This is a genomic window from Rhodococcus sp. NPDC003348, assembly GCF_053589375.1.
On the sequence record NZ_JBSFRT010000012.1, the window covers coordinates 48131 to 74506 of the forward strand.

Consider the following 26376-nt stretch of genomic DNA (forward strand, 5'->3'; position numbering starts at 1 on the left):
CCAGGGCTCAGGAGATGCCATGTTCCTCGCACTACGGGAGTTGCGGTTCGCCCGCGCCCGCTTCGGACTGATGGGCGGCGTCGTCGCCCTCATCGCAGTCCTCACCGTTCTCCTGTCCGGACTCTCGTCCGGACTGGTCGAGGACGGCGTCTCCGGGCTCAAACGACTGCCGGTGACCGCATTCGCCTTCGGGGCAGGCACCAAGACGGACAGCGCCTTCTCCCGGTCGGTCGTCGACGAAGAGCAGGTGCAGGCCTGGCGGCAGCAACCCGGTGTCGCGGACGCCGCCCCGTTCGGCAACTTCCTCGTCAACGCCCACAGCGACAGCGGGGTGCCGGTGGACCTGGCCCTGTTCGGGGTCGAGCCGGACTCCTTCCTGGCCCCGGCCGCCGCGGCGGGCAGCGGGCTGGCCGACCCGGACGGCCTGGTGGTCAGCAGCACCGCCCTCGACGCCGGCCTGAAGATCGGCGACACGATCACCATCGACCGGCTCGGAACCACACTGCGGGTGGTCGGCGCGACCGCCGAGCAGCACACCTTCGGCCATGTCGACGTCGCGTTCGTGCCGCTGCGCACCTGGCAGGAGATCCACGCGGGCACCCGCCCCGACGACACCGCACCCGCGCAGGCATACACCGAAGCGACCGCCGTTGCGCTGCAGTCGCTTCCGGGTTCCAAGCTGGATCTCGCGGCGGGTGACGCGGCCGCGAACACGTCCTCCGTGAAGCTCGAGGACTCCTTCGCCTCCTCGCCCGGTTTCTCCGCGGAGACCAGCACGCTGTCCCTGATCCAGGTGTTCCTGTACGCGATCTCAGCTCTGGTGGTCGGGGCGTTCTTCACCGTCTGGACGATCCAGCGCAAGCACGAGATCGCGGTGCTGCGCGCACTCGGTGCGCCGACCCGATACCTGTTGCGGGACGGGCTCGCCCAGGCTCTTCTCCTGCTGCTCGCCGCGACCGCGGTCGGGGCGGCCATCGGCTCCGGCCTCGGGGCGCTGATCGGCGGGGGAGTGCCGTTCGCCCTCGATCCGGCCGCCGTCGTGACCGCCTCGGCACTGCTGATCGTGCTCGGTCTGCTCGGCTCCGCCGCCGCCATCGCCCGCATCGCATCCGTCGACCCCCTGACCGCACTCGGAGGTGCCCGATGACCACCCGGAATGATTCCACCGCAACCGATTCCACCGAAGAGACCACGGACGCCGGTCTGTCGCTGCGCGGGGCGAACCTGACCCTGGGGGACGGGGCCGGCACGGTCGTCGCGCTCGACGCCGTGGACCTGACCGTCGCACCCGGTGAGTTCGTCGCGGTCGTCGGACCCTCCGGCTCGGGCAAGTCGAGCCTGCTGGCCGTCGCGGGTGGCCTCGGTCGCGTCGATTCCGGCACCGTCCTCGTCGACGGCCACGACCTGACCGCGCTGTCCCGCCGGGAACTGGCCCGGTTCCGGGCAACCCACATCGGGTTCGTCTTCCAGTCCGGCAACCTGCTCGCCGCGCTCACCGCCACCGAGCAGCTGCAGCTCCTCGCCCGCATGGCGCCCCGGTCGGAGCGGTCCCGGTTCCGCGACCCGCGCGAACTGCTCGAGGCGGTCGGGCTCGGGGACAAACTGGATCGTCGCCCCGACCAGCTCTCCGGCGGCGAACGCCAGCGGGTCGGCATCGCGCGAGCCCTGGTGGCCCGCCCGTCGGTGCTGCTGGTGGACGAGCCGACCGCGGCCCTGGACCGGGCCCGCAGCCAGGACATCGTGCGGCTGCTGGCGCAGGAGACCCGGCAATCGGGCACCGCCACCGTCATGGTCACCCACGACTACGATGTCCTCGACCACTGCGACCGGGTGGTGACGATGACCGACGGTCGCCTCACCGCCGTCTGAGCCCCGCCCGGATCGGCCGAACCGGGGAAGGGGACGGCGTTTGCCACGGATCACCGCACCGACGGTCGCCGAGCACCGGGCCGCGCAGCAACGCGCCCTGCTCGACGCCGCCCGCGAGGTGCTCGCCGAGGGCAACCCCGAGGTCCTCGGTTTCGCCGAGGTCGCGGCCCGGGCCGGCCTGGCCCGGTCCAGCATGTACCAGTACTTCCGGTCACGGCAGCACCTGCTCGAGGCGCTGATCGAGGACGCGTTCCCGCGCTGGTCGGCGCGCGTGGAGGAGGCGATGGCCGCGGCGGGTCCCGCCGACCGCCGGGTCCTGGCGTACGTGCGCGCCAACCTCGACCTGGTCGCCGAGGGCGAGCACGCCATCGCGTCCGCGATCGCGGCCGCCGCGCCGAGCGAGAAGCTGAACGAGGCAAGCGCGGAACTGCACCACCAGCTCAAGGCCCCGTTGGTGACCGCGCTCGACGAGCTCGGGGTGACCGATCCGGCCGAGACGGCCGACCTGGTGAGCGCCGTCGTGCACGCCGCGTCCCGGCAGATCGAGGCCGGCGCGGACGTGGCGGCGGCGCGATCCCGGGCCATCGAGCTGATCGAGCCGTACGTGACGTTCCTCGCTGCACGGGGCCTGCCGGGGAACATCACCCCCTAGTCTGGTGTTGAGCCAGTCAACATCCCCATCTCCCGGAAGGCCCGCATGACTACTCCGACCTCGGTTCGTGACCTGATCATCGTCGGTTCCGGACCCGCCGGATACACCGCCGCGGTCTACGCCTCGCGTGCGGAACTGCAGCCGCTCCTGTTCGAGGGCACCCAGTTCGGCGGGGCCCTGATGACCACCACCGAGGTGGAGAACTTCCCCGGCTTCCGCGAGGGCATCATGGGCCCGGACCTGATGGACGAGATGCGCGAGCAGGCCAAGCGCTTCGGCGCGGACATCCGCACCGAGGACGTCGACGAGCTGGACGTGACCGGCCCCGTGAAGAAGGTCGTCGCGAACGGTGAGACGTACTACGCGCACGCCGTGATCCTCGCGATGGGCGCCGCAGCCCGCTACCTCGGCATCCCCGGCGAGGAGACCCTGCTCGGCCGCGGAGTGTCCGCCTGCGCCACCTGTGACGGCTTCTTCTTCAAGGACCAGGACATCGCCGTCATCGGCGGCGGCGACTCGGCGATGGAGGAGGCCACGTTCCTGACCCGCTTCGCGCGTTCGGTCACGCTGGTGCACCGTCGCGAGGAGTTCCGCGCGTCCCGGATCATGCTCGAGCGCGCGAAGGCGAACGAGAAGATCCGCATCGTCACCAACGCCGAGCCGGTCGAGGTGGTGGGCGAGAACAGTGTCACCGGTCTGGTGATCCGCGACACCGTCACCGGTGAGAAGTCGACGCTGCCGGTCACCGGCATGTTCGTCGCGATCGGTCACGATCCGCGCAGCGAGCTGGTCAAGGGCCAGGTCGACATCGACGACGAGGGCTACGTGCGCGTGCAGGCGCCGACCACGTACACCTCGGTGGAGGGCGTGTTCGCCGCGGGTGACCTCGTCGACCACACCTACCGCCAGGCGATCACTGCCGCAGGCACCGGTGCGTCCGCGGCGATCGACGCCGAGCGCTGGCTCGCCGAGCGCGGCGACATCACCGCCAACACCGTCGAGGCGGCCGGCAACACGGTGTCCGTCGACGCCTGACCCCGTCCCCGCACCCATTCGATCCACCCCGTCCCCGAGGAGACACCCATGGCGAACACCATCACCATCACCGACGACTCGTTCAAGCAGGACGTGCTCGACTCCGAGAAGCCCGTGCTCGTCGACTTCTGGGCCACCTGGTGCGGTCCGTGCAAGATGGTCGCGCCGGTGCTCGAGGAGATCGCCGGTGAGCATGCCGACAAGCTGACCATCGCCAAGCTCGACATCGACGCCAACCCGTCCGCGGCCCGGGACTTCCAGGTGATGTCCATCCCGACGATGATCCTGTTCCAGGGCGGCAAGCCGGTGAAGCAGATCGTCGGCGCCAAGGGCAAGGCAGCACTGCTCAAGGACCTTTCCGAAGTTCTGTAACGGTCGCCACGGCCCCCGGGATTGCCGATTCCCCGGGGGTTTCTGCGAGAATCACCCCTGGGTGTTGCCGTCAGGACGAGAAAGGTTTCATACGCATGCATCGACTCTGTCACGGCGACCACGGTCCCGCCGTTGCCGAGGTTCGAGGCACTCTCTCCGCCCTGGGTTACCTCCGCGGTGGCGTCTCCACCTCCCCCCGGGAGGCGGTGAACGGTTCCCAGTGGGTGGCCCCGGACGCGGTGTTCGACCATCACCTCGACAGCGCGGTGCGCGCCTTCCAGCAGCAGCGTGGGCTGCTGGTCGACGGAGTGGTCGGAGCCGCGACGTATCGAGCGCTGCGAGAGGCGTCCTACCGGCTCGGCGCCCGCACCCTCGCCTACCAGCTCTCGGCGCCGCAGTACGGTGACGACGTCGCCGCGCTGCAGACCCGATTGCAGGACCTGGGCTTCTACTCGAGCCGGGTCGACGGCTACTTCGGGCCGAAGACACACGAGGGCCTGTCGTCGTTCCAGCGGGAGATCGGCATCGCGTCCGACGGGATCTGCGGTCCGCAGACGCTGCGGTCCCTTGACCTGCTCGGCACCCGCGTCACCGGGGGCTCCCCGCACGCGATCACCGAGGAGGAGTCGGTCCGGCGGTCGGGCCCGCAGCTGAGCGGCAAGCGGATCGTCATCGACCCCGATCTCGGCGGCGACACCAGCGGTCTCGTGCTGCCGACGCCGCACGGTCCGATCACCGAGGCCCAGATCCTCTGGGACATCGCCAGTCGGCTCGAGGGCCGGATGGCCGCGACCGGCATGGAGACCTTCCTCTCGCATCCGGCCAACAGCAACCCGTCGACGGCGGAACGGGCCGAGACGTCCAACTCGTTCGACGCGGACCTGATGATCTCGCTGCGCTGCGCCACCAGCCCGAGCCCGCACGCGAACGGTGTCGCCAGCTTCCACTTCGGCAACTCGCACGGCGCGTCCTCCCGGATCGGACAGGTGCTTGCCAGCTTCATCCAGCGTGAAATCGTCGCTCGCGCACCACTTCAGGACTGCCGCACTCATGGTCGTTCGTGGGATCTGTTGCGGCTCACCACGATGCCAACGGTCCAGATTGACATCGGTTATCTCACAAACGATTCCGACGTGAAGACCCTCATCAACCCGCGCAACCGGGACATCATCGCCGAGGCGATCCTGGTCGCCGTCAAGCGTCTGTACCTGCTCGGGCAGGACGACCAGCCGACCGGCACGTACACGTTCAAGGAACTGCTCGCCGAAGAGCTCGCGAAGGCCGACCGGGCCTGAGCGGGCGGCCTTCGCCCCGAGGGGTTACGGCGCGCCGGTCACAGCACGCCCACGGCCGCCCGCTGGCCGCTGTCGGCCGCGGTCACCGCCGCCGCCATCAGGAGCCGCTCGAGCGCCGATTCGACGTCGGCCTTCCAGCCGTGGTCGCGGTCGAGCTCCAGTCGCAGGCGCGGGTAGCGGTGGTGCGCCGCAACAACTTCGAAGCCCATGTCCTCGAGGAAGCCGGCGTCGATCATGCACTCGGTGGGACCGCACTCGTGCGTACTGCCGGGCGTGCGCTCGTCGTCAGGTCCGCGCACGATGCCGAACGCCTCCAGCGCACGCACGCCACGGCGCACCAGATCGCTCACAACGGCCTGAATGAGGCTCGGCCCCACTCCGTCCAGCTCCGCCGCCGGTTCGAGCCGCATCGTGGTCAGGAGGACCGCGTCCGGGCTCACCGGCGAGGTGGGGAACAGCTTGGACCGGGGCACGTTGCCGGGTGGCGAGTAGAGCGCGCAGCCGGCCGGCTTCCCTTCGAGGGTCGCGACCTGCCCGCACGAACCCCACTCGAGCATGACCATCGACAGCCACGCTTCCTTCTCGAACTCGGGGTCCGCGTAGATCCGAGAGTCCCGCAACGCGTCGGGGTCCATCTCCCAGAAGACGCAGCGGCGGGAATGCCGGGGGAGTTGGTCGAAGCCGTCGAGGGTGAGCGGACTGATGCGCATCGACACCCTGTCTCTCGCCTCCACGACCTCGCACGCGGGGACCACGATCCCCGAATTACCGGCTTCTCACCGTCAAGAATAGGCGATCGGGTCGGTGCCGACCCTCCACGGCCGCACCGGCTACCAATCACCTTGCACATCAAGAGTTTTCGTTCCACGTCGGGGTCGAACCGGGGCCCGCGCCCACCAAAACGTCACGGTGACGTAACGGCCGCGGGTGGTTCGACCCCGACGGACCGGGACTAGTTCGCCCCGTTCGTCTCCATCATCTCGACGATCCGCTGCAGATCGTCCACCGACCCGAACTCGACGACGATCTTGCCCTTCCGCTTGCCGAGGCTGACGGTGACCCGGGTGTCGAACGCCCCGGACAACCGATCCGCGACATCCTGCAGACCAGGCATCTGGATCGGCTTGCGCTTGACCGGGGGAGCGGGGAGTTCGCCGCCGTCCCGGTTCGCGAGGGTGACCGCCTCCTCCGTGGCGCGGACGGACATGCCCTCCGCGACGATCCGGGCGGCGAGCAGTTCCTGCGCATCGGCACCGGCCTCGAGGGAGAGCAGCGCCCGGGCGTGCCCGGCGGAGAGAACCCCGGCAGCGACCCTGCGCTGCACCGGAATCGGAAGCTTGAGAAGGCGGATCATGTTCGTCACGACCGGCCGCGACCGACCGATCCGCGACGCCAACTCCTCGTGGGTGACGTTGAACTCCTCGAGCAGCTGCTGGTAGGCCGCCGCCTCTTCGAGGGGGTTGAGCTGCACCCGATGAATGTTCTCGAGCAGGGCGTCGCGAAGCATGTCGCCGTCACCGGTCTCTCGCACGATGGCGGGGATCTTCTCGAGGCCGGCGGCCTGGCTGGCCCGCCACCGGCGTTCGCCCATCACCAGCTGATAGCTGTCGGGGCCGGTCGTGCGCACGACGATCGGCTGCATGAGCCCGAACTCGCGGATCGAGTGCACCAGTTCGGCGAGGGCCTCCTCGTCGAACACCGACCGCGGCTGCATCGGGTTCGGCTGGATCTGCGCCGCCGGGATCTCCCGGTAGCTCGCGCCGACCGGAGCCAGATCGACGTCCTCGTCGGCGGCCGTTTCCACCTTCGCCGCCTTCGGGGAGGCCTTGGTCCTGGCGGCCTTGCGAGCGGGCGCGGGTGCGCTGGCCGGGGTGGGCGCGGCGGTGGGGGAGGGGACCGGCTCCGGGGCGGGTTCCTCCGTCTTCGGCGGCACCGGGGCCGTGACGTTGCCGATGATGACGTCGGCGGCCGCGGACCCGAGGCGGGGTCCGGCGTCGGGGCCGGTCGGGATGAGCGCGGCAAGCCCGCGACCGAGACCGCCCTTGCTTCTCTGTGCCACTAGTTCTCCTGCGCGTTGGTCGTTGCGGTACGGGCGGCGAGCTCGCGGCCGGCGTCGAGATAACTCATGGCGCCGCGTGATCCGGGATCGTAGTCGAGGACGGTCATCCCGTACCCGGGGGCCTCGGAAACCTTGACGCTCCGGGGAATCACGGCCCGCAGGACCGCGTCCCCGAAGTGGGTCCGGACCTCCTCGGCGACCTGATCGGCCAGCTTGGTGCGGCCGTCGTACATGGTCAGCAGCACCGTCGAGACGTGCAATTCGGGGTTCAGGTGCGACTTGACCATGTCGATGTTGCGCAGCAGCTGCCCGACGCCCTCCAGTGCGTAGTACTCGCACTGGATCGGGATGAGCACCTCGTTCACGGCGACCAGCGCGTTGACGGTGAGCAGCCCGAGCGACGGCGGGCAGTCGATGAGGACGTAGTCCACGTCGAGCTCGGAGAGGAAGGCCTCGGACAGCGCGTTCTTGAGCCGGTTCTCGCGGGCCACCATCGAGACCAGCTCGATCTCGGCGCCGGCGAGGTCGATGGTGGCGGGGATGCAGAACAGGCGCTCGCTGTGCGGGCTCTGCTGGACCGCTTCCTTCGCCGTGGTCTGGCCGATGAGCAGCTCATAGGTAGAGGGCACCCCGGAGTGGTGGGGGACTCCGAGCGCGGTGCTGGCGTTGCCCTGCGGGTCCAGATCGACCACGAGCACCGTCAGGCCCTGCACCGCCAACGCGGACGCCAGGTTGACGGCTGTGGTGGTCTTGCCCACCCCACCCTTCTGGTTCGCCACGGTGAGCATCCGGCGGTGGTCCGGCTTCGGGATGGTCACGCTGCCCGGGTGCAGAACCTGACTGGCACGCTGGGCCGCCGCCCCGATCGGCGTCTCCTCCAGGGAGATGCCGTCGTAGGGGCCGGGGGCGTGCGCACCCTGCCCGTTCGGGGACGTGATGCCGGTGGATCGCGAGGAATTGTGGTCCGTTTCATGTGAAACAGTGGATTCGGGTCCACCCGACATGTATTGCTCCTTCACTGAAGTGACTCGATCACCGGCACGACCCGACGCCGACCATCATCGGCGATGCGACCGCTTCGGAATGCGTTCCGCCCGAACCACAATCGTCGGTGTCGGGAGAATCCCGACACCGCACTCGACGATCTCCAGCTTGCCAGCCCCCAGGCGGGTGAGGGAAGCACGATCGCGTTCGATCTCCTCGGCGGCGCTGGACCCCTTCATCGCCAGCATCCGACCGTGTTCGTGGACCAGCGGCATCGACCACCGAGCCAGCTTCTCCAGGGGTGCGACGGCCCGTGAGGTGACGACGTCTGCGCCACCGACCTCCTGCACCACCCCGGCCTGTTCGGCGCGACCACGCACCACCCGCACGTCCAGCCCCACCGACTCGATGAACTCCGCCAGGTAGACCGAGCGACGCAGCAGGGGTTCGACGAGGGTGATCCGCAGGTCCGGTCGGGCGATCGCAAGGGGGATTCCCGGCAGGCCCGCGCCGCTGCCGACGTCGACCACGGACTCGCCCTCGCCGATCAGTTCACCGAGCACCGCACAGTTGAGCAGGTGACGCTCCCAGAGTCGGGGAACCTCCCGCGGGCCGATCAGGCCGCGCTCCACACCATCCGTCGCGAGGGAATCGTGGTACTTCTCGGCGATCTCGATGCGGTCCCCGAAAACACGGTGGGCAGCTTCTGGGATGGCGACGGGTTCGGTGGGTTCCACGTGAAACATCTTCCCGCGAGAGTTCGGTATTCCACAAACCAACAGGCCGTATCGCGGTGTCCGACATGAGAAGTTCACAGCCGCGGTCCCTGCGTCGACCGGCGGGGCCCGCGCCGATCGAGATCGCCCGCCCGATCGGGTTCCGGTGGCGGGACGGTCCCGCGGCCGGCACCGCCCGCGCCCTCGTCGACGGAACCACCTCGGTACCCCGACCCGGTCGCCGACGGCGCCGACTCACCACCTGCGCCCGGTCCTCCGGTCCCGCCTACGGCGGAGACATCCGGACCGGTGCGAACGCCCCCACGCCGGGTGCCCTTCCGCGCGGTCCGCCCCGGCACCGAACCGTTCGGATCCCCGCCATTTCCAGATTCGTGGGGGATGGGCGCCCGGGCATATCGTCCGGTGGGCAAGGTCGGCGGTGACGGGTTCGTCGTTCCCCGGACGGATCCACGGAGCCGAGACCGCCACGTTCCCCGCGTCCCACCCGCTCGACAATCCCCGGGCCCACGACGACGAAGTGACTGGACGGTGCGCACCGAGCGATGTCGATCGGGCCCGGGCGCCCGGCGGCACCGTCCCCACCACGGTCACCCCCTCCGCGGCCGTCGGATCACGCGTACCCGACCGCCCGAGCGGTCGGGTACGACAAGGACCATCGCACCCGGATCCGCCGGAGATTCACGTGACCGGACCTTGCCGGCGGACCGTGAGGCATCCGGTCCTGCCGTCCGCCGCCGGGCCGATTCGCATGAGACTCGGAACCGGTGGGGGAGGGGAGGGGTGCACCCTCGAACGAACGCGGCGAACGCCTCCTCATGCGGACGCCACGACACCCCGGCCGATTCACGTGAAACAGTGGCGACGACGGAGTCGGGAGAACCCCCTGCGATGACCGCGAACCGGAAACCGGATCGGGAGGCGCCCGGCGTAGCCGACGAAGGTGCCCGCCAATCCGTCCGGCCCCGCTGCGCCCGGACGGTCGACCCACCTGAGGCGTGGGCTCCCGGAACGACTGCGACGGCAGCCACGTTCGCTCCGCCTCAGGAAGGGCGACCGCGATCGCCTCGGGCTCGAGCGATCCGCGGCCGGATCGGGCGCCGGCCGGGCCACACCCGCAGCGACACGGGATGACATGGATGGCTACCGGCAACGACCGGACGCCCGCGCCGCATGCGCGGGAACGTCCGCGCCTCGACCCGACAGGGGCACACACCGAGTGCCGAGACAACTGTCCCACGTTCGGATCGAGCGGATATCGGTAGGACTACGTCAGGGTGAGTTCGCGGCCCGAGTCGTCGCGCCGCACGGCCGGGTTGCCCGCACCGGAGGCAGGGCGGCGGCGAGGCATCCGACGCCGTTGCAGGGTGGCCTCCCGGCTCCCGAGTCCGGAACTCACGCGAGCAGCGACACGCACGCTGTTGATGGTCCAGAAGAGCACATCGGGGATCGAGCGTGTGCCATTCGTCGCGCGGACGCACGACGCTGCCCAGACGCGGTGCCGACAACACAAGCCCCTTCGACCAACCGGCCCGGTTCGCGTGCACACCGACTCTGCGGGCAGGCGCGTTACCTACCCCCTGTCGATCCGCCGCGATGACGTGCAACCGATGTTTCACGTGAACCCGAGCGCGCGGACGCCAGGATCGGAGGTTTGGCAGACCCGATGCTCCGCGCGCTGGCGGCTCGGCCTCCAGCCGACATCGCGCGGCTTGGCACGAAGTGCCCTACCTTCGGTCCGGCGCTTGGACCGATTCACGTGAAACATGGCCATCACCCGATGGGGGAGGGGAGGGGCGCGGACAGCGGTGCCGGTGGCGAGGCCGAACTCCGACCCCGGGCGGCGCCGAGGATTCCGAGGGTCCGCGGAGGCCGACGCACCGCGAAGAACCCGTGCAGTAGTCGTCGAAGCGGGTCGACTTGAGCGCGCGGCTCTGCACGAAGGCGCCCTCGATCGCCGACGGCAGCAGTCCCGCCGTCGACCGCGCGGTCGCCTCGCCGAACCTCGCCGCGACCACGCCGCCGGCGAGGCGCCTGGTTCACGTGAAACACCGGACCGACGGTCGAGCACGCTCACGGCGTCACCGGCACCGACTGGAGCCCGGGTCCATCGATCAGCCCTGCAACGCCCGGGTTGGGAGCAACGCCCCAAGCGGTGCGAAATCCTGCCGATCCGCCGAATGCCGCACCGGGGTCGCGCGGCACGATCCTCGCCGGCCCGCGTGACATCGCACCCGAGTCCCGGTTGCGGCACCTGCCGAGTGGGACCACTTCCCACCGAGCGGCAAGTACCCACACCACATCGCCCTGCGGACACGACGGACACGGTGGCCTCCGGCCGGCCGCATGGCCTCCAGCCGACATCGCGAAGCTCGGCGCGAAGCGCCCTGCCTCGGTGCGGCGCCTTCCCCATCCCTCTCGGATGTACCTGGCGAAACACTCGTCGTCCGGCAAGACCTGGGAGTCGCACCGCGGGTTCGTTCATCTCGGCCTCGTTCACGTGTCTGAGTCCGTCGAGTACGTACCCCCGGGCGGCGGCATCCCACCGCCGGGAGGTCATCCAGTAGCCGTCGTCGAACTCCTCGGAACGTCCACGGGCCCCGAAGCACGTTGCCGCCGAGCAGGTCGTCTCGATGCCCCGGCCAGCTCCTGCGCGAAGCCGATACCGCTGTTGTATCGGCGCCGACGACAACGCAGCTGGGCGGCGGTTGGACACCGGGGCGTCGAAACGGCGACCGAGAAACGTGCCCCCAAAGGTGCGGAAACCTGCTGATTCCGAATGCCGCACCGGGTTCGCGGGGCCCGGCCCTCGCAGTCCCGCGTGACGCCGCAACAAGAGTCCCGGATCCCGCAGCTGCCGTGTCAGACCGCTTCCCACCGAGCAGCAAGACCCAGGTGGCCTCCGGCACCGATTCACGTGAAACATTCAAAACCCGACCATGTCTCCACGGTCCGAGGACACCGAGGACACCGAGGACACCGAGGACACCGAGGAACCCTCGCCCCATGCCCCCGAGGCGGCAAGAGGTCAGTCGACAACGCCGCGCCGTGCGCCTCTCGCCGGAGACGCGGAGACGCGGAGACGCGGAGACGCGGAGAGGATCGTTCGAACCCGAGAACTCGGCGGCACCCGCCGGAGGCGCGACCGCCGAACCCGAACCGATCCACTCGTCTGGGCTTCCAGTAGGCGACCGGGCCCTCGCTCCGGCAACAGGGACTCACGAAGAACAACCGCAATGCACGAGACCGCCGCGGCTCGCATTCTGCCGTCCGGCTGCCTCCGCGCACGGCGTGGTCATCGTCGGCCCCACCGGCAACGCACACCACTCCAGAACTCCCCGCGGTCCTGGCGGATCGGAGGGCGAAGCCGATACGCGGCTCCGTGCTCCCCACCGGCAGGACAGGCAACAACCGAGGCAGCCACGGCAAGTGCTCGTCACCCCGCTGCGGGCCGGCCGACACCGGGAGCCTGAACCATGGAGCGTCGCTCGATCCAACTCGAGCGGCGCCTCGATTCCCTTCGACCGCGACCGGGTGGCCCCACCAGTGTCACAGTGACGAAACGGTCCGGTCTGCGCGGTCATCCAATCGCCGCATCCACCCCGTTTCGTGATCCCATCTCCCCGTCACCACGCCTCGGCCGCAGTCACATACTCGAAAGCTGTTGCGCTCCAGTCGATCACGTCAGAATCTCCGTGCACTCCGGGGCCGGGACACCCCGATGGCGCCTCGGGTGGTCTCCCGATCCCTCTTGGATGCACTCGGCGGAACACTCGCCGTCCGACCAGACGTCGGAGTCGCTCCACGGACTCCGCTCCTGCGCGAAGACAGAGCCGATACCGGCCGTGGCACCGGCGCGGCGACAAACGCGTCAGCGATTGAGCGCCAGGGCGCCGAGGCGGGGGAGTGGGAGCGACGTGCCCTGGCTCGCACTTCCCGGGGACGTTGCGAACGCCGCCGAGGTCGAGATCGGCGACCGTCCCGCGATCCCGATGTGGGGTCGGTGTCGGTCGTAGTTGTGCAGCCGATTCCGGTACGCCGCCGAGCGGGCCGCTTCGAACCGGTGGGAGTCGCCCAACGCCCATTCAACGGCGAGGGTTCGGTTGAATCACTCGTCGGTCGTGCACCGGTGATCCGGTGGGCGGTGAAGAGCGCGTGGGCACGGGTCCACAACCGGGCCGCCGTCTCCCTGCGTCTGTCGGTGAGGATCTCTCCGTCGGTGAAGCGCACTCGGAGTAGACGAGCGAGGGCTGGGCACAACCCACGCCGGAGCATGCCCTGCGGCCGGCGCTCCGAACCCTGTGCGCCCACCGCCGTCCGGGATGCCGCCGAGTCCTTTGAAGTCGATGTGGATCAGCTCGCCGCGCCTGCCGTGTTCATGGCGGTGACGTCTCGGTCGGTGAGCTCAGCAAACATGTTATCCACAACCCTGGGGAAACCTCGGCGACGCCATCCTTCGGGGTCAAGGCGCAATATCCACATCGACGACACCGAATTCCACAGGTTCCGGCCGGCCTGGGGATGAACTGGCCGGCAGGCGACGAACTCGCCGAGAGCGCGTTTCGCGGCGTCCGCCGTTGAGCGCGCGACGGCAGGTGCACGCTCGTCGACGGCCCGGAACCAGGGACCTGTCTCGACGCCCTCGGGAACACCACCAGTTTCACGGTGATTCACGTGAAACATGCGCCCGTGATACGACGAGGGGCTCCCGACCTGATGGTCGGGAGCCCCTTCGCGAGGATCTACGGTCTCAGTCCTTCAGGACCACCACACGACGCGAGGGCTCGGCACCCTCGCTCTCGCTCGACACACCGTCGACGGAAGCGACCGCGTCGTGCACGATCTTGCGCTCGAACGGCGTCATGGGGGAGAGGGACTCGGGCTCGCCGGACTCGAGCACCCGCTTCGCAGCGGCCAGTCCGATCTCGGTGAGCTCCGTGCGTCGGCCGGCACGCCAGCCCGCGACATCCAGCATCAAGCGGCTGCGCTCGCCGGTCGCCTGCTGCACCGCGAGCCGGGTGAGCTCCTGCAGGGCATCGAGCACCTCGCCCCTGCGGCCGACCAGCTTCGTCAGGTCGTCGCCACCGTCGATGCTGACCACGGCCCGGTCACCCTCGACGTCGAGGTCGATGTCGCCGTCGAAGTCGAGCACGTCCAGCAGCTGTTCGAGGTAGTCGCCGGCGATCTCGCCCTCCTCGACGAGCGCGTCCTCCTCGTCGATCTCGTCCACGGGCGCATCCACAGTCACGTCCGCCACGACCTCGTCGTCTCCGTCCCGTCCGGTTTCCGGATCATTCGCCATCGTCGTTCTCTTCTCTGTGAAGGGGGAGCGCTGCCGCGCTCAGCAGTCGGAGCGCCGGCTCAGCGCTTGCGTTTGGTGTTCTTGCCGCGGTTGCCCGACGGTTTCGCGCCCGGTTTGGGCTTCGATCCCGGTCCGGAAGCCGTCGGCGAATCCTTCGACGAACTCGAGGTGTCGGATGATTCCGCGTCGGCGGCGGGTTCGATCGCGGCGGCCTGCTGCGCGGCGGAGGCGCCCTTGCGCTTCTTCGCCGCCGGCTTCGCACCCGGCTTCGGCGCGTTCTCCGCGCGACGCTCGAGGGCCTTGGCCTTCTTCTCTTCTTCTTCCGCGTCGATGCGGCGGAACACCAGGTGCTGCTGCGCGTAGGTCCAGATGTTGTTCGAGACCCAGTAGAGCAGGATCGCGATCATCAGGAACGGGCCACCGACGAGCACGCCGAGCGGGAACACCCACAGCGACAGCTTGTTCATGATCGCGGCCTGCGGGTTCGCGGCAGCGGCCTCACTCTGGCGGGCCACCGACGCACGGGAGTTGAAGTGCGTGGCGACCGACGCGATGATCATCAGCGGGATCGCGACGGCGGCGATGGTCCACACCGTCGGGATCGGCACACCGTATGCCTCGAGCTGCGCCGTCGGAGTGGTCATCGCTGCGGCGATCGGCGCACCGAAAAGACGCGCGTCGAGGAACGACTGAACGTCGGCGGCCGAGAACGCATAGTTCGCGGTGTTCGCGTTCTCCTCCACCGACATCCCGAGCTGGCCGAAACCGGTGCCGGTGCGGTTGAAGGACCGCAGGACGTGGAACAGACCGATGAACACCGGTGCCTGCAGCAGGACCGGCAGGCAGCCCATCAGCGGGTTGAACCCGTGCTCCTTCTGGAGCTTCTGCATCTCCAGTGCCATGCGCTGGCGATCGTTCGCGTACTTCTTCTGCAGCGCCTTGATCTGCGGCTGCAGCTCCTGCATCTGCCGGGTGGTGCGCACCTGCTTGACGAACGGCACGTACAGGATGGCGCGCAGGGTGAACACGAGGAACATCACCGACAGCGCCCAGGCGAAGCCGTTGTCCGCGCCAAGGAAGGAGCCAAAGACCTTGTGCCAGACCCACAGGATCCAGGACACCGGGTAGTAGATGAAGTCGAGCACGGCTCTAGGTACTCCTCTGTTCGCCCACGTTCACCAGATCGTGGGAGTTCTTGCCAGTGTCCAGGGCCGCGTCGGCACGCTCGCCGCGACGGTCGGATCCGCGCAGCGGCACCGGGTCCCAGCCGCCGGGATGCCACGGTCCGCACTTGAGCAGCCGCACCACGGTCAGGACCGATCCCACCACGGCTCCGCGTTCACGCAGGGCATCGACCGCGTATTCGCTGCAGGTGGGGGTGAATCGGCAGGTCGGCATCCGGGTCGGGGAGACGTAGGTCCGATACAGCTCGATGCAGAAGATCAACACCTGCGCCGGGGCCCGCCGGATGGCTCCGAGCCAACCCGTGATCGCCGAGCGGTTGCTTGTCATGCGACTTACCCACCGATGAGGTTCAACTTGCGCAACCCCGACCGGAGCTGCCGGTCGAGGTCGGTCGACGAGGCCGTCGCGGCGCCGGGGAGCGCGCGGATCACCACGTACGTGCCCTCGGACACCTCGTCGACCAGGCCGGCGCAGATATGACGAAGCCGGCGTGCGACTCGATGTCGAATCACCGCCGGCCCGACAGCCTTGCTCACAACCAAACCGAAACGCGGACCCGGGTCGCTGACCAGCGAATCTGCCCGGACTTCCGTCAGAACGTGAACAACCACGTCCTGACGGGCCGCACGTCGGCCACGACGAACGGTGGACGCGAAGTCCGCCCGACGACGTAACCGGTGCGGCTCAGGCAGCACCCCGAGCTCCCGCGCTCAAACGGGTCAGGCGGAGAGGGAAGCGCGGCCCTTTTGGCGACGCGCAGAGATGATGGAGCGGCCCGCACGGGTCCGCATCCGGAGACGGAAGCCGTGAACGCGCGCGCGGCGGCGATTGTTCGGCTGGAACGTCCGCTTGCCCTTGGCCACGGTCGACACTCCTTGTAAATCGGCGGCGCCGGTCGGCACCGTCTGTAACTGAAATCCGGTGGTCCCCCGACGACAGCGGTGCACCGGCCAATCTCGCGTCCGCAGAGGACACCACGTGGTCAGCACGAAACCGCCACCTCGAATTCGGGTGACTGTACGAGACTACGCAGCCCCAGCGGTCAGGTCAAACCGGCGACGTGGACCGACACGCCACGCTCCCCGGGGTGCTTGCGAAGCGACCACCCCTGTGCACAGGGGTGGTGCGTAGTGTGGTCCTCGGCACCCCGGTCCCGAGTGTCAGCGCCTGAGCCCATCGACATCTGCCCAGGTGAGAGCGGCACGCGGCGGCGCCGGCACCCCGCCGGGGTCGTTCGGCAGCGCAGAAAAGGGTTATCCACACTTGTGGATAATTGTGTGGAAATACAGATCAGGTGGCATATTCGTACCCTTGTGCGGGGAAGTTATCCCCAGGGGCCAACAGCCCGCGAACGCCGACCGAATCGGGCGGACGCGACTCCCCAGGCACGGATTCGGGAGGGCCGAAGTTGAACGAGGAAGCGAACACACTGGCACGAGTGTGGGTGGAGGTCCTCGCCGAGCTGACGGCTGACGAATCCGGTCACCCGCTCACCAAGGCGCAGAAAGCCATGCTCGCGCTGGTTCGTCCGCTCACCCTCGCTCAGGGGTTCGCCCTGCTGTCGGTTCCATCGTCCTTCGTTCAGGAAGCGATCGAGCGTGACCTGCGCGAACCCATCCTGGGAGCGCTGAACCGCCACGTCGGCGAGGGCGTCGAGGGCCTCGGGGTCCGGGTGGCGGCCCCCACCGAAGCGGAGCCCGCCCCGGCAGTACCCCTGGCTCCCGCACTCCCTGCGGTGCCCGCGGCACCGGAGCCGACGCCCCTGCGGCAGAGCGAATCGGACGCAGCGAATGCCGGCACCGTCAGTGTCGAGGCATTCCGCCGCCGCCGACCCGGCATCGGCGACGCCGACCTCTTCGAGCCCGACCCCGGTGAGCACGACGAGGTGGACGAGGACGGTGAGGCCATCGCCAGCGTCAACGAGTCGTGGCCGTCGTACTTCACCAAACCAGCCGTGACGCCGAGGACCGTCGCGGACGGGAACAGCCTGAACGCCAAGTACACGTTCGACACCTTCGTCATCGGTGCGTCCAACCGGTTCGCGCACGCGGCGGCGGTCGCGTGCGCCGAGGCACCCGCCCGCGCGTACAACCCGCTGTTCGTGTGGGGCTCCTCCGGGCTCGGCAAGACCCACCTGCTCCACGCCGCAGGCCACTACTCCAGGCGACTGTTCCCCGGTATCCGGGTCCGATACGTCTCCACGGAGGAGTTCACGAACGACTTCATCAACAGCCTCCGCGACGACCGGAAGGTCGCGTTCAAACGCCGATACCGCGAGACGGATGTGCTCCTCGTCGACGACATCCAGTTCATCGAGGGCAAGGAAGGCATCCAGGAGGAGTTCTTCTACACCTTCGAGGCACTCCACAACGCGAACAAGCAGATCGTCATCACCTCGGACCGGCCGCCCAAGCAGCTCGCGACGCTCGAGGAGCGGCTGCGGACGCGGTTCGAGTGGGGGCTGATCACCGATGTCCAGCCGCCGGAACTCGAGACCCGGATCGCGATTCTCAGCAAGAAGGCGCGGATGGACCGGCTGGACGTCCCCCACGACGTCCTGGAGTTGATCGCGAGCCGACTCGACCGCAACATCCGCGAGCTCGAGGGCGCGCTGATCAGGGTGACAGCGTTCGCCTCGCTGAACCGACAGGCGCTGGACCTCAGCCTGGCCGAGGTGGTGCTGCGGGACCTGATGCCCGACGCGACCCCACTCGAGATCGACGCTTCCACCATCATCGCGGCCACCTCGGACTACTTCGGGATGGCCATCGAGGATCTGTGCGGGCCCGGAAAGACGCGTCCGCTGGCCCAGGCCCGGCAGATCGCGATGTACCTGTGCCGCGAGCTGACCGACCTCTCGCTGCCGAAGATCGGCAACACGTTCGGCCGCGACCACACCACCGTCATGTATGCGGACAAGAAGATCCGCAAGCAGATGACGGAACAGCGCAAGGTCTACGACCAGGTGCAGGAACTCACCGCGCGCATCAAGCAGCGCGCCCGCTGACCCGTTCCCACTGCTGTTTCCGGCGGACCGTCGTCCTCATGACGGTCCGCCGTTTCCGTATTCCCAGCACATCGCCGTGTCCGGCGCATCATCCCCAGGTCTCCACAGGGATGTGAACGATATTGGGGAGCAATCGGCGCCTCCACCCCACAGGGATGTGAACAACAGGGGGTACAACGGGGGATCAATTGTGGACAGACGGTGGATGAACATGCACAACTCCGTGGACATCCACAGCCACCCACAATTGATCCCCGGCCCGTCCACACGGATTCCCCACGCCGGTATGCGCGGAGACCTGCGCGGACAGGCCCTTGTGCACAGAATTCACAGGACCTACTACTACTGCTTGATTCTCTTCGAAGATCTTCTTCTGAAAACAGGTTGTGTGGAGAGAAGCCATTCACAGTCCATCCGTGGGCACTCGCGCCACGCTCGGACATGAACCGCCTCCGGCTTTCAACTTCTCGCCGGAGGGCTTACGGTGGGCTTCTGTCCGCTGTTCGCACCAACGCAGCGGCGACGCGATGTGCCTACGGAGAGGATCAGCCCAGCGATGGAGCTCGGGAGCATGAAATTTCGGGTCGCCCGGGAAGACTTTGCAGATTCCGTCGCATGGGTGGCCCGCAGTCTCCCGTCGAGGCCTCCGGTACCCGTTCTCGGTGGTGTGCTCATCTCCGCCGACGAGCAGGGTCTGACGATCTCCGGGTTCGACTACGAGGTCTCCGCTCAGGTCCGGATCTCCGCCGAGGTCTCCGAGCCCGGGCAGGCCCTCGTCTCCGGCAAACTCCTCGCCGACATCACCCGGTCCCTGCCGGCCAAGCCCGTCGACCTGGTCGTCGACGGCGCCCGCGTGCTGATCACCTGCGGCAGCGCGAAGTTCTCCCTGCCCACCATGCCGGTCGAGGACTATCCCCAGCTTCCCGAACTTCCGCAGCAGACCGGCTCGCTGCCCGTCGATGTGTTCTCCGAGGCGATCGGTCAGGTCGCGGTCGCGGCAGGCAAGGACGACACCCTGCCGATGCTCACCGGAATCCGGGTCGAGATCGAGGGCACCAATGTGGTGCTCGCGGCGACCGACAGGTTCCGGCTCGCGGTCCGACAGATCGAGTGGATGCCCGCCAACCCCGACACCAGTGCCGCCGTCCTGATCCCGGCGAAGACGTTGTCCGAGGCAGCGAAAACCCTTGGTGGCGGATCGAATTCGCCGGTCGAACTCGCCTTCGGCGCGGGCTCGTCGGTGGGCTCGGAGGGCCTGCTCGGCATCGTCGGTGAGGGGCGTCGCACCACCACCCGTCTGCTCGACGCCGAGTTCCCGAAGTTCCGGCAGCTGCTGCCGCCCGAGCACACCGCGGTGGCGACCGTCGAGGTTGCGCCGCTGGTGGACGCGATCAAGCGCGTCGCACTCGTCGCCGAACGGGGCGCCCAGGTCCGGATGCAGTTCTCCGAGGACGGACTGCTGCTCGCCGCCGGTGGGGAGGATGCCGGCCGTGCCGAGGAGGCCCTCGAGGCCCAGTTCCAGGGCGAGGCGCTGACCATCGCCTTCAACCCGACCTACCTGACGGAGGGTCTGACCTCGCTGCACAGCGACCGGGTCACCTTCGGGTTCACCACCCCGAGCCGTCCGGCCGTGCTGCGTCCGGCCGCGGAAGAGGAGCCGCAGCCGGGGGAGAGCGGGACGTTCGCCGCGCCCGACAGTGACTACACCTACCTGCTGATGCCGGTCCGGCTCCCGGGCTGATCGCCGAACGGCAACCGTCACCGCATTCTCCGTCCTCGACCGAAGGGAACCGCCCGATGCAACTGGGACTGGTCGGCCTCGGGAAAATGGGCTTCAACATGCGCGAACGGTTGCGTCGGGCCGGGCACGACGTGGTCGGGTACGACCCGCGGCCCGAAGTGTCGGACGTTCCCTCGCTGTCGGAGCTGGCGGCCGCCCTCGAGGCACCTCGGGTGGTGTGGGTAATGGTGCCGTCCGGGCAGATCACCCACGAAACCGTGACCGAGCTCACCGAGATCCTCGAAGGCGGCGACCTGGTCGTCGACGGCGGAAATTCACGGTTCACCGAGGACGGTCCACACGCGGAATTGTTGGCGCGCAACGGAATCGGCTTCCTCGACTGCGGCGTCTCCGGAGGGGTGTGGGGCCTCGAGAACGGGTACGGGCTGATGGTCGGCGGCGCGGAGTCCGATGTGGCTCGCGCGATGCCGATCTTCGACGCACTGCGGCCCGAGGGCGAGCGGGCCGACGGCTTCGTGCACGCCGGACCGGTCGGAGCCGGGCACTACGCGAAGATGGTCCACAACGGCATCGAGTACGGGTTGATGCACGCCTATGCCGAGGGCTACGAACTCCTCGACGCGGAGGGCCTCGTCACCGACGTTCCCGGGGTGCTGCGGGCCTGGACGAAGGGCACCGTCGTCCGGTCGTGGCTGCTGGACCTGCTGGTCAAGGCGCTCGCGGAGGATCCCGAGTTCGCGGAGATCTCCGGATACACCCAGGACTCCGGAGAGGGCCGCTGGACCGTGGAGGAGGCGATCCGGCACGCCGTGCCCGCCCCGGTGATCTCGGCCGCGCTGTTCGCACGGTTCGCGTCGCGGCAGGCCGACTCCCCGGCGATGAAGGCCGTCTCCGCACTGCGAAATCAGTTCGGAGGCCATGCCGTGCAACGGATTTCGGAATCCGGGCAGCCATAGGGTGTTCGTCCGTAAGTTCACGCTCCGCGACTTCCGATCGTGGGATGCGGTCACCCTGGAGCCGGGGCCGGGGATCACGCTGTTCCTCGGCCCGAACGGTCACGGCAAGACCAACCTGCTCGAGTCACTCGGCTACCTGGCGACGTTGTCCTCGCACCGGGTGTCCACGGATGCGCCCCTGATCCGGGCCGGGGCGTCGTCCGCGCAGATCGGGGCCGTGGTCGTCAACGACGGTCGTGAGCTCGCGATCGACCTCGAGATCAACGACGGCAAGGCCAATCGGGCTCGGATGAACGGCTCACCGTTGCGCCGGCCTCGCGAGATCCTCGGAGTGCTTCGCGGCGTCCTGTTCGCGCCGGAGGACCTGTCGCTGGTCCGGGGCGACCCGGGAGAGCGGCGCCGGTTCCTCGACGAACTGCTCAGCAGCCGAATTCCCCGGATGGCCGCGGTCCGTGCGGATTACGACAAGGTGCTGCGGCAGCGGTCGGCGTTGCTCAAGACCGCCGGCGGGGCGTTGCGGCGTGGCACCCGGGCGAGTGATGGCACGAGTGCCCTTGCCACCCTTGATGTTTGGGACGGCCACCTCGCTGCGCACGGCGCAGAGTTGTTGGCGGCCCGGATGCGTCTGGTCGCCGAACTGGGCCCGCACGTGGCCGCGTCCTATGCCCGCATCGCGCCGGAATCGCGGCCGGCGGCGATCGGCTACCGGTCGAGTCTGGGTGCGTCGATGCCGCCGGAGCTGACCGATCCGCAGCGGCAGTGGACCCGAGACGACGTCGAACTGCTCGAGGCATGCTTTCTGAACGAACTGGCCCAGGCGCGGCCCAGGGAGATCGACCGCGGCGTCTGCCTCGTCGGGCCGCACCGCGACGACCTCGACCTCCGGCTGGGGGACCAGCCGGCGAAGGGGTTCGCCAGCCACGGCGAGTCGTGGTCGTTCGCGCTGTCGCTGCGGCTGGCGGCGTTCTCCCTGCTGCGATCCGACGGTACCGACCCGGTGCTGATGCTCGACGACGTCTTCGCGGAACTCGACCGCAAGCGGCGGCGGGCTCTTGCCGAGGTGGCGGCCGACGCCGAGCAGGTGTTGATCACGGCCGCCGTTGCCGAGGACGTGCCGGAGGAACTGGACGCCACCCGGTTCGCGGTCGAAGCCGTCGAGCGGCCCGACGGCCGCACCTCGACCCTCCGCTGACTGCCGCCGGCGGAGTGAACGGAAGCGTTCGGTCGATCTCGTCGAGTGACGGCTTCCGTTCACTCGGATGTCGGGGAGCCCTCGCGGGCGGGCTGCCTGGGATGATCGAGAGGAGAAGGGAGTGCCGATGAGTGCTGAGTCGAAACCGGCGGGCGAGAGCGCCGGTGGAGGAGAGCCGGAACTGCGCGGCATCGACCTGGCCCGGCGCGCGCTGGAGGAGGCCCGGGCCGCGGCGAAGGCCAGCGGGAAGTCCGTCGGCCAGGGCCGGTCGTCGCCGAAACCCCGGGCTCGGACGACGGGCCGACGTGGCTGGTCCGGTGCGCGTCCCGATGCCCGCGATCCGCAACCGTTCGGCGCCCTCGCCAGTTCCGTCGCGAAGAGCCGGGGCTGGTCGCCGAGGGTGTCCGAGGGCACGGTGCTCGGACGGTGGCCGCAGGTGGTCGGGGAGGACATCTCCGCACACGCGGAACCCGTGGCGTTGCGGGACGGTGTGCTCAGCGTCGCCGCCGAATCCACCGCGTGGGCGACGCAGCTGCGGTTGATGCAGACCCAGATCCTCGCGAAGATCGCGGCCGCGGTCGGGGACGGTGTGGTCACCAGCCTGCGGATAACCGGGCCGACGGCCCCCAGCTGGCGGAAGGGCGAGCGGCACATTCGCGGTCGCGGCCCGCGGGACACCTACGGATAGCCGAATCCGGGCCCCTCGAGGGGTGGGATTGTCTATTACCCAGTGTTACAGTTACCTGAATTCGTGAACTGTGTCACTGGCGACGCCGCACGTCGCCGGAAGGGGAACGACCATGACCGCCGAAGCCGTCGAACCCGATCATCTCCTGCTGCACGCGCGCAACGTCCGGTTCGACTGGTCGGATCTGCCGATGCACTGGGTCGACGGGGATCCGTTCACCACCCACGTGTTCAACGTGATGCACATCCTGCTGCCCGCCGGCGAGGACTGGTTCGTCGAGACGTTCAAGGAAGCGCTCCCGCTGATCGAGGACGAGAAGCTGCGCGACGACGTCGCCGGTTTCATCGGCCAGGAGGCGATGCACTCGAACGCCCACTCCGGCGTTCTCGAGCATCTGCGGGCGAAGGGGTTGGACACCACCGCCTACACGGACCAGATGAACTGGGTCTTCACCACGCTCCTCGGCCCCCGGCCGCTCACCGCCGGGCGCCGGGAGAACTACCTCGTCGAGCGGCTCGCGCTGATCGCGGCGATCGAGCACGTCACCGCGTTCCTGGGGGACTGGGTTCTCAATGCGAGAGCCCTCGACGGCGCCGGTGTGCACCCGACGATGCTCGACCTGCTCCGGTGGCACGGTGCGGAGGAGGTCGAGCACCGGTCCGTCGCGTACGACGTGATGCGCTACTTCGACACACGTGAGTCCCGGCGGCTGCGCACGCAGCTGGTGGCCACGCCGGCGCTGGTTTACCTGTGGATCCGCGGTACCCGGTTCCTGATGGCCAACGATCCCGACCTCGCGAACTGGGCGCCGCACCGGCGGCGGCCGCACTGGTCGGACTTCCGGTCCGCCGGCAAGAGGGGGGTGCTGCCGACCGCGACCGACCTGGTCAAGCGGATGAGTCGGTACTTCCGGCGCGAATACCACCCGTCCCACGAGGGGTCCACCGCGCAGGCCGTCGCCTACCTCGCGTCCTCGCCCGCCGCGCGGACTGCTGTCCGCTGAAGAGTCCGGAGCACGAGAAGTGATGTTGCCGAAGATGATTCACCGACCCAGGCCCACGATTCCCCGGGATCTGCGCGGTCGCGGCCGCCCCGACCGGGTGATGGGTGCGCTCGAGGCGGTCGTCGAGCGCTACGTCGGGGTGGTCGGCCGCCGCGACTACGACCCCACGCACGCCGGGCCGGGCCCCGACTCCGCGATGACCCTTGTGGTCACGGACCGGCGGATCGTGGCCCGGGACCGGAACGTCGTCGCCCTCACGTTCGGCGCCGTCGACGGCACCGACCTGCCCGCCTGGCAGCCGGGATGTCACCTGGACTTCCACCTGCCGTCGGGTCGGCGCAGGCAGTACTCGCTGTGCGGCGACCCGGCCGACCGCGCGCACTACACGGTCGCGGTGCGGGCCGTGCCGGACGGCGGGGGCGGCTCGTTGGAGATGCACGCCCTCGAACCGGAATCCACCGTCACCGTGCGCGGCCCCCGCAACGGCTTCCCGTTCGTCGGGCACGGCAGCGCGTTGTTCGTTGCGGGCGGTATCGGGATCACCCCCGTCATCGCGATGGTCCGCCGGGCGCGCATCCTGGGGATGGACTGGCAACTCGTGTACTCCGGCCGGTCGCGGGCGACGATGCCGTTCCTCGACGAGATCGAAAAATGGGAACAGGAAAGGGTTTTCGTCCGAACCGACGACGAACACGGACTGCCGACCGCGGCCGACCTGCTCGGGCGGGCGGTGTCGGGCGGCGCGGTCTACTGCTGCGGCCCGGCTCCCATGCTCGACCTCGTGCGCACCTCGTTCGCGTCCACCCCTGCCGCCGCGCTGCACCTCGAAAGATTTGGAGCTCCAACGGTTCTCGACGGAGCTCCGTTCGAGATCGAACTGGCCCGCAGTGGGGAGGTTCTCACGGTGCCCGCCGACGAGTCGGTGCTCGAGGTGGTGCGGCGGAGGCAGCCCGGGGTCGGCTATTCCTGTCAGCAGGGGTTCTGTGGAACCTGCCGGGTGCGGGTCATCTCCGGCGCGCCCGAACACCGGGAATCGCGGCTCACCCCCGAACAGCAGCGCGACGAGATGCTGATCTGCGTGTCCCGGTCCGCCGGGGATCGCCTCGTGCTCGATCTCTGAGACCCACAACCCGAAGGAACGACGAATGAGAAACGGCACCAACGACATTCCCTCGTCACTCCCCGTCGCGACCACGGTCCGCAACGGCGACATCGAACTCGCGGTGTTCGAGCAGGGGAACCCCGACGGCCCGACACTGGTGCTCGTACACGGTTGGCCGGACACCCACCTGCTGTGGGATCACGTAGCCGGACTGCTCACGGACCGGTTCCGGGTCGTCACCTACGACACCCGCGGCGCCGGTCGGTCCACCTCGCCGGGGTCCGTCGCCGACTACGACCTCGAGTGCCTCGCGAGCGACCTGTTCGCGGTCATCGATGCGGTCGGCCGCGGCGAGCCCGTGCACGTGCTCGCGCACGACTGGGGGTCGCTCGAGTCGTGGGAGGCGGTGTGCGCGCTCGGGGCGGGGGAGCGGATCGCGTCGCTGACCTCGACCTCGGGATGGTGCTTCGACCACCTCGGCCACTGGATGCGGCGGAACCTGCGCAATCCCACCCCCCGGGGTGTCGGGCAGGTGCTGGCGCAGGCGGCGGCATCGTTCTACGCGCTGCTCTTCCACGTACCCGTGGTGCCGGAACTGGTCACGGGCCGCCTGCTGGCTCCGCGCTGGCCGCTGTTCCTGTCCCTGTTCGACAGGATGGAGCCGACACTCGCGCGGCCGGCGGTGACGATCGGCCGGGACGCCGCGAACGGACTCAAACGTTATCGCGCGAACACCCGGCACCGGCTCCTGCGGCCTCGTGAGCGCAGCACGGACGTGCCGGTGCAGTTGATCGTGAACACCAGGGACAAGGCGGTGCTGCCGTTCGCCTTCGAGGAAACCGCCCGCTGGGCCTCTGACCTGCGGCGCGTCGAGATCCCGGCCGGGCACTGGGCTCCGCTCTCACACGCGCCGGACATCGCGCGGCTGACCGCGAGCTTCGTGGAGGACGTGATCGCACGTCCGCAAACGAACGGCTCCGCGGTCACCGCCTGACGGTCTTCCCGGGGTGGCCGAGTCGCCGAAACTGCGTCTACGGGCAGCTCAGGGGTGTCGCAGGTGCCCTGCTGTCCGGGTCAACCAGTAGGATGGTTCGGTACCTCGCGGCCGCGTCGCCGGCCGCGATCGCCATGCCGGCGAAACCGTTCGCGCGATCGACCGTCGTGCGGGGGACCGTCGTGTGAACGAGAAGGAGAGCACAC

At 69.0% G+C, this 26376-nt stretch carries 24 protein-coding genes; 14 read left to right on the forward strand and 10 right to left on the reverse strand.

Annotated elements, in window-relative coordinates; translation table 11 throughout:
• Positions 1-19: 19 nt before the first annotated feature.
• The 6 genes from ACWDU4_RS10555 (at position 20) to ACWDU4_RS10580 (ending at position 5223) form a co-directional block, all read left to right on the forward strand.
• Positions 20-1147, forward strand: coding sequence for an ABC transporter permease (locus ACWDU4_RS10555; protein ID WP_450113848.1), 1128 nt, complete (start codon positions 20-22; stop codon positions 1145-1147).
• Entirely contained in the window at positions 1144-1869 is a 726-nt protein-coding gene (locus ACWDU4_RS10560) for an ABC transporter ATP-binding protein (protein WP_450113849.1), read from the forward strand. Before ACWDU4_RS10555 ends, ACWDU4_RS10560 begins: the two co-directional genes overlap by 4 nt.
• 40 nt (positions 1870-1909) lie before the next feature.
• On the forward strand, positions 1910-2521 hold the full coding sequence (locus ACWDU4_RS10565; RefSeq protein ID WP_450113850.1) for a TetR/AcrR family transcriptional regulator: 612 nt from the start codon (positions 1910-1912) through the stop codon (positions 2519-2521).
• Between the two features lie 45 nt (positions 2522-2566).
• The gene (gene trxB, locus ACWDU4_RS10570) at positions 2567-3556 is read left to right on the forward strand and encodes a thioredoxin-disulfide reductase (protein ID WP_450113851.1); all 990 of its coding nucleotides are present in this window, start codon (positions 2567-2569) and stop codon (positions 3554-3556) included.
• A 48-nt stretch (positions 3557-3604) separates the two neighbouring features.
• Positions 3605-3928 carry a thioredoxin gene (gene trxA / locus ACWDU4_RS10575; protein WP_450113852.1) on the forward strand — a complete coding sequence of 108 codons (324 nt, stop codon included), beginning with the start codon at positions 3605-3607 and terminating at the stop codon, positions 3926-3928.
• Between the two features lie 95 nt (positions 3929-4023).
• Entirely contained in the window at positions 4024-5223 is a 1200-nt protein-coding gene (locus tag ACWDU4_RS10580) for an N-acetylmuramoyl-L-alanine amidase (protein ID WP_450113853.1), read from the forward strand.
• A gap of 38 nt (positions 5224-5261) precedes the next feature.
• Here the strand turns inward: ACWDU4_RS10580 and ACWDU4_RS10585 are convergent, their stop codons facing one another.
• The 10 genes from ACWDU4_RS10585 to rpmH all read right to left on the reverse strand — a co-directional run bounded on the left by ACWDU4_RS10585 (position 5262) and on the right by rpmH (position 16350).
• Entirely contained in the window at positions 5262-5939 is a 678-nt protein-coding gene (locus tag ACWDU4_RS10585; protein ID WP_450113854.1) for a GNAT family N-acetyltransferase, read from the reverse strand.
• Between the two features lie 236 nt (positions 5940-6175).
• Positions 6176-7282, reverse strand: a complete 1107-nt coding sequence (locus ACWDU4_RS10590; RefSeq protein ID WP_450113855.1) for a ParB/RepB/Spo0J family partition protein — start codon at positions 7280-7282, stop codon at positions 6176-6178.
• Entirely contained in the window at positions 7282-8286 is a 1005-nt protein-coding gene (locus tag ACWDU4_RS10595; RefSeq protein ID WP_450113856.1) for a ParA family protein, read from the reverse strand. The genes ACWDU4_RS10590 and ACWDU4_RS10595 overlap by 1 nt, the downstream gene beginning before the upstream one ends.
• 54 nt (positions 8287-8340) lie before the next feature.
• The gene (rsmG, locus tag ACWDU4_RS10600) at positions 8341-9012 is read right to left on the reverse strand and encodes a 16S rRNA (guanine(527)-N(7))-methyltransferase RsmG (RefSeq protein ID WP_450113857.1); all 672 of its coding nucleotides are present in this window, start codon (positions 9010-9012) and stop codon (positions 8341-8343) included.
• 4341 nt (positions 9013-13353) lie between these two features.
• On the reverse strand, positions 13354-13683 hold the full coding sequence (locus tag ACWDU4_RS10605) for a hypothetical protein (protein ID WP_450113858.1): 330 nt from the start codon (positions 13681-13683) through the stop codon (positions 13354-13356).
• A 67-nt stretch (positions 13684-13750) separates the two neighbouring features.
• Positions 13751-14302 carry a Jag family protein gene (locus ACWDU4_RS10610; RefSeq protein WP_450113859.1) on the reverse strand — a complete coding sequence of 184 codons (552 nt, stop codon included), beginning with the start codon at positions 14300-14302 and terminating at the stop codon, positions 13751-13753.
• 59 nt (positions 14303-14361) lie between these two features.
• Entirely contained in the window at positions 14362-15447 is a 1086-nt protein-coding gene (gene yidC, locus ACWDU4_RS10615; protein ID WP_450113860.1) for a membrane protein insertase YidC, read from the reverse strand.
• A gap of 4 nt (positions 15448-15451) precedes the next feature.
• The gene (yidD, locus tag ACWDU4_RS10620; protein ID WP_450113861.1) at positions 15452-15814 is read right to left on the reverse strand and encodes a membrane protein insertion efficiency factor YidD; all 363 of its coding nucleotides are present in this window, start codon (positions 15812-15814) and stop codon (positions 15452-15454) included.
• Between the two features lie 5 nt (positions 15815-15819).
• A complete protein-coding gene (rnpA, locus tag ACWDU4_RS10625) occupies positions 15820-16182 on the reverse strand; it encodes a ribonuclease P protein component (RefSeq protein WP_450113862.1) in 363 nt (120 codons plus the stop codon).
• 24 nt (positions 16183-16206) lie between these two features.
• On the reverse strand, positions 16207-16350 hold the full coding sequence (gene rpmH, locus ACWDU4_RS10630) for a 50S ribosomal protein L34 (protein ID WP_084734434.1): 144 nt from the start codon (positions 16348-16350) through the stop codon (positions 16207-16209).
• 545 nt (positions 16351-16895) lie between these two features.
• Here rpmH and dnaA point away from each other — a divergent pair.
• From dnaA to ACWDU4_RS10670, 8 genes are all read left to right on the forward strand, one after another.
• Entirely contained in the window at positions 16896-18494 is a 1599-nt protein-coding gene (dnaA, locus tag ACWDU4_RS10635) for a chromosomal replication initiator protein DnaA (RefSeq protein WP_450113863.1), read from the forward strand.
• 556 nt (positions 18495-19050) lie between these two features.
• Positions 19051-20235 (forward strand): DNA polymerase III subunit beta, encoded by a 1185-nt coding sequence (gene dnaN, locus ACWDU4_RS10640; protein ID WP_450113864.1) that lies wholly within the window; start codon positions 19051-19053, stop codon positions 20233-20235.
• A 56-nt stretch (positions 20236-20291) separates the two neighbouring features.
• Complete coding sequence (gene gnd, locus ACWDU4_RS10645; protein ID WP_450113865.1) at positions 20292-21191, forward strand: phosphogluconate dehydrogenase (NAD(+)-dependent, decarboxylating); 900 nt, start codon at positions 20292-20294, stop codon at positions 21189-21191.
• Position 21192: 1 nt separating this feature from the next.
• Entirely contained in the window at positions 21193-22383 is a 1191-nt protein-coding gene (gene recF / locus ACWDU4_RS10650) for a DNA replication/repair protein RecF (protein ID WP_450113866.1), read from the forward strand.
• A 127-nt stretch (positions 22384-22510) separates the two neighbouring features.
• Positions 22511-23071 (forward strand): DUF721 family protein, encoded by a 561-nt coding sequence (locus tag ACWDU4_RS10655; protein WP_450113867.1) that lies wholly within the window; start codon positions 22511-22513, stop codon positions 23069-23071.
• Positions 23072-23183: 112 nt separating this feature from the next.
• Positions 23184-24074 (forward strand): metal-dependent hydrolase, encoded by an 891-nt coding sequence (locus tag ACWDU4_RS10660; protein WP_450113868.1) that lies wholly within the window; start codon positions 23184-23186, stop codon positions 24072-24074.
• Between the two features lie 34 nt (positions 24075-24108).
• Positions 24109-25194, forward strand: a complete 1086-nt coding sequence (locus tag ACWDU4_RS10665) for a PDR/VanB family oxidoreductase (protein ID WP_450113869.1) — start codon at positions 24109-24111, stop codon at positions 25192-25194.
• 25 nt (positions 25195-25219) lie between these two features.
• Positions 25220-26170, forward strand: coding sequence for an alpha/beta fold hydrolase (locus ACWDU4_RS10670; RefSeq protein WP_450113870.1), 951 nt, complete (start codon positions 25220-25222; stop codon positions 26168-26170).
• The last annotated feature ends 206 nt before the right edge of the window (positions 26171-26376 follow it).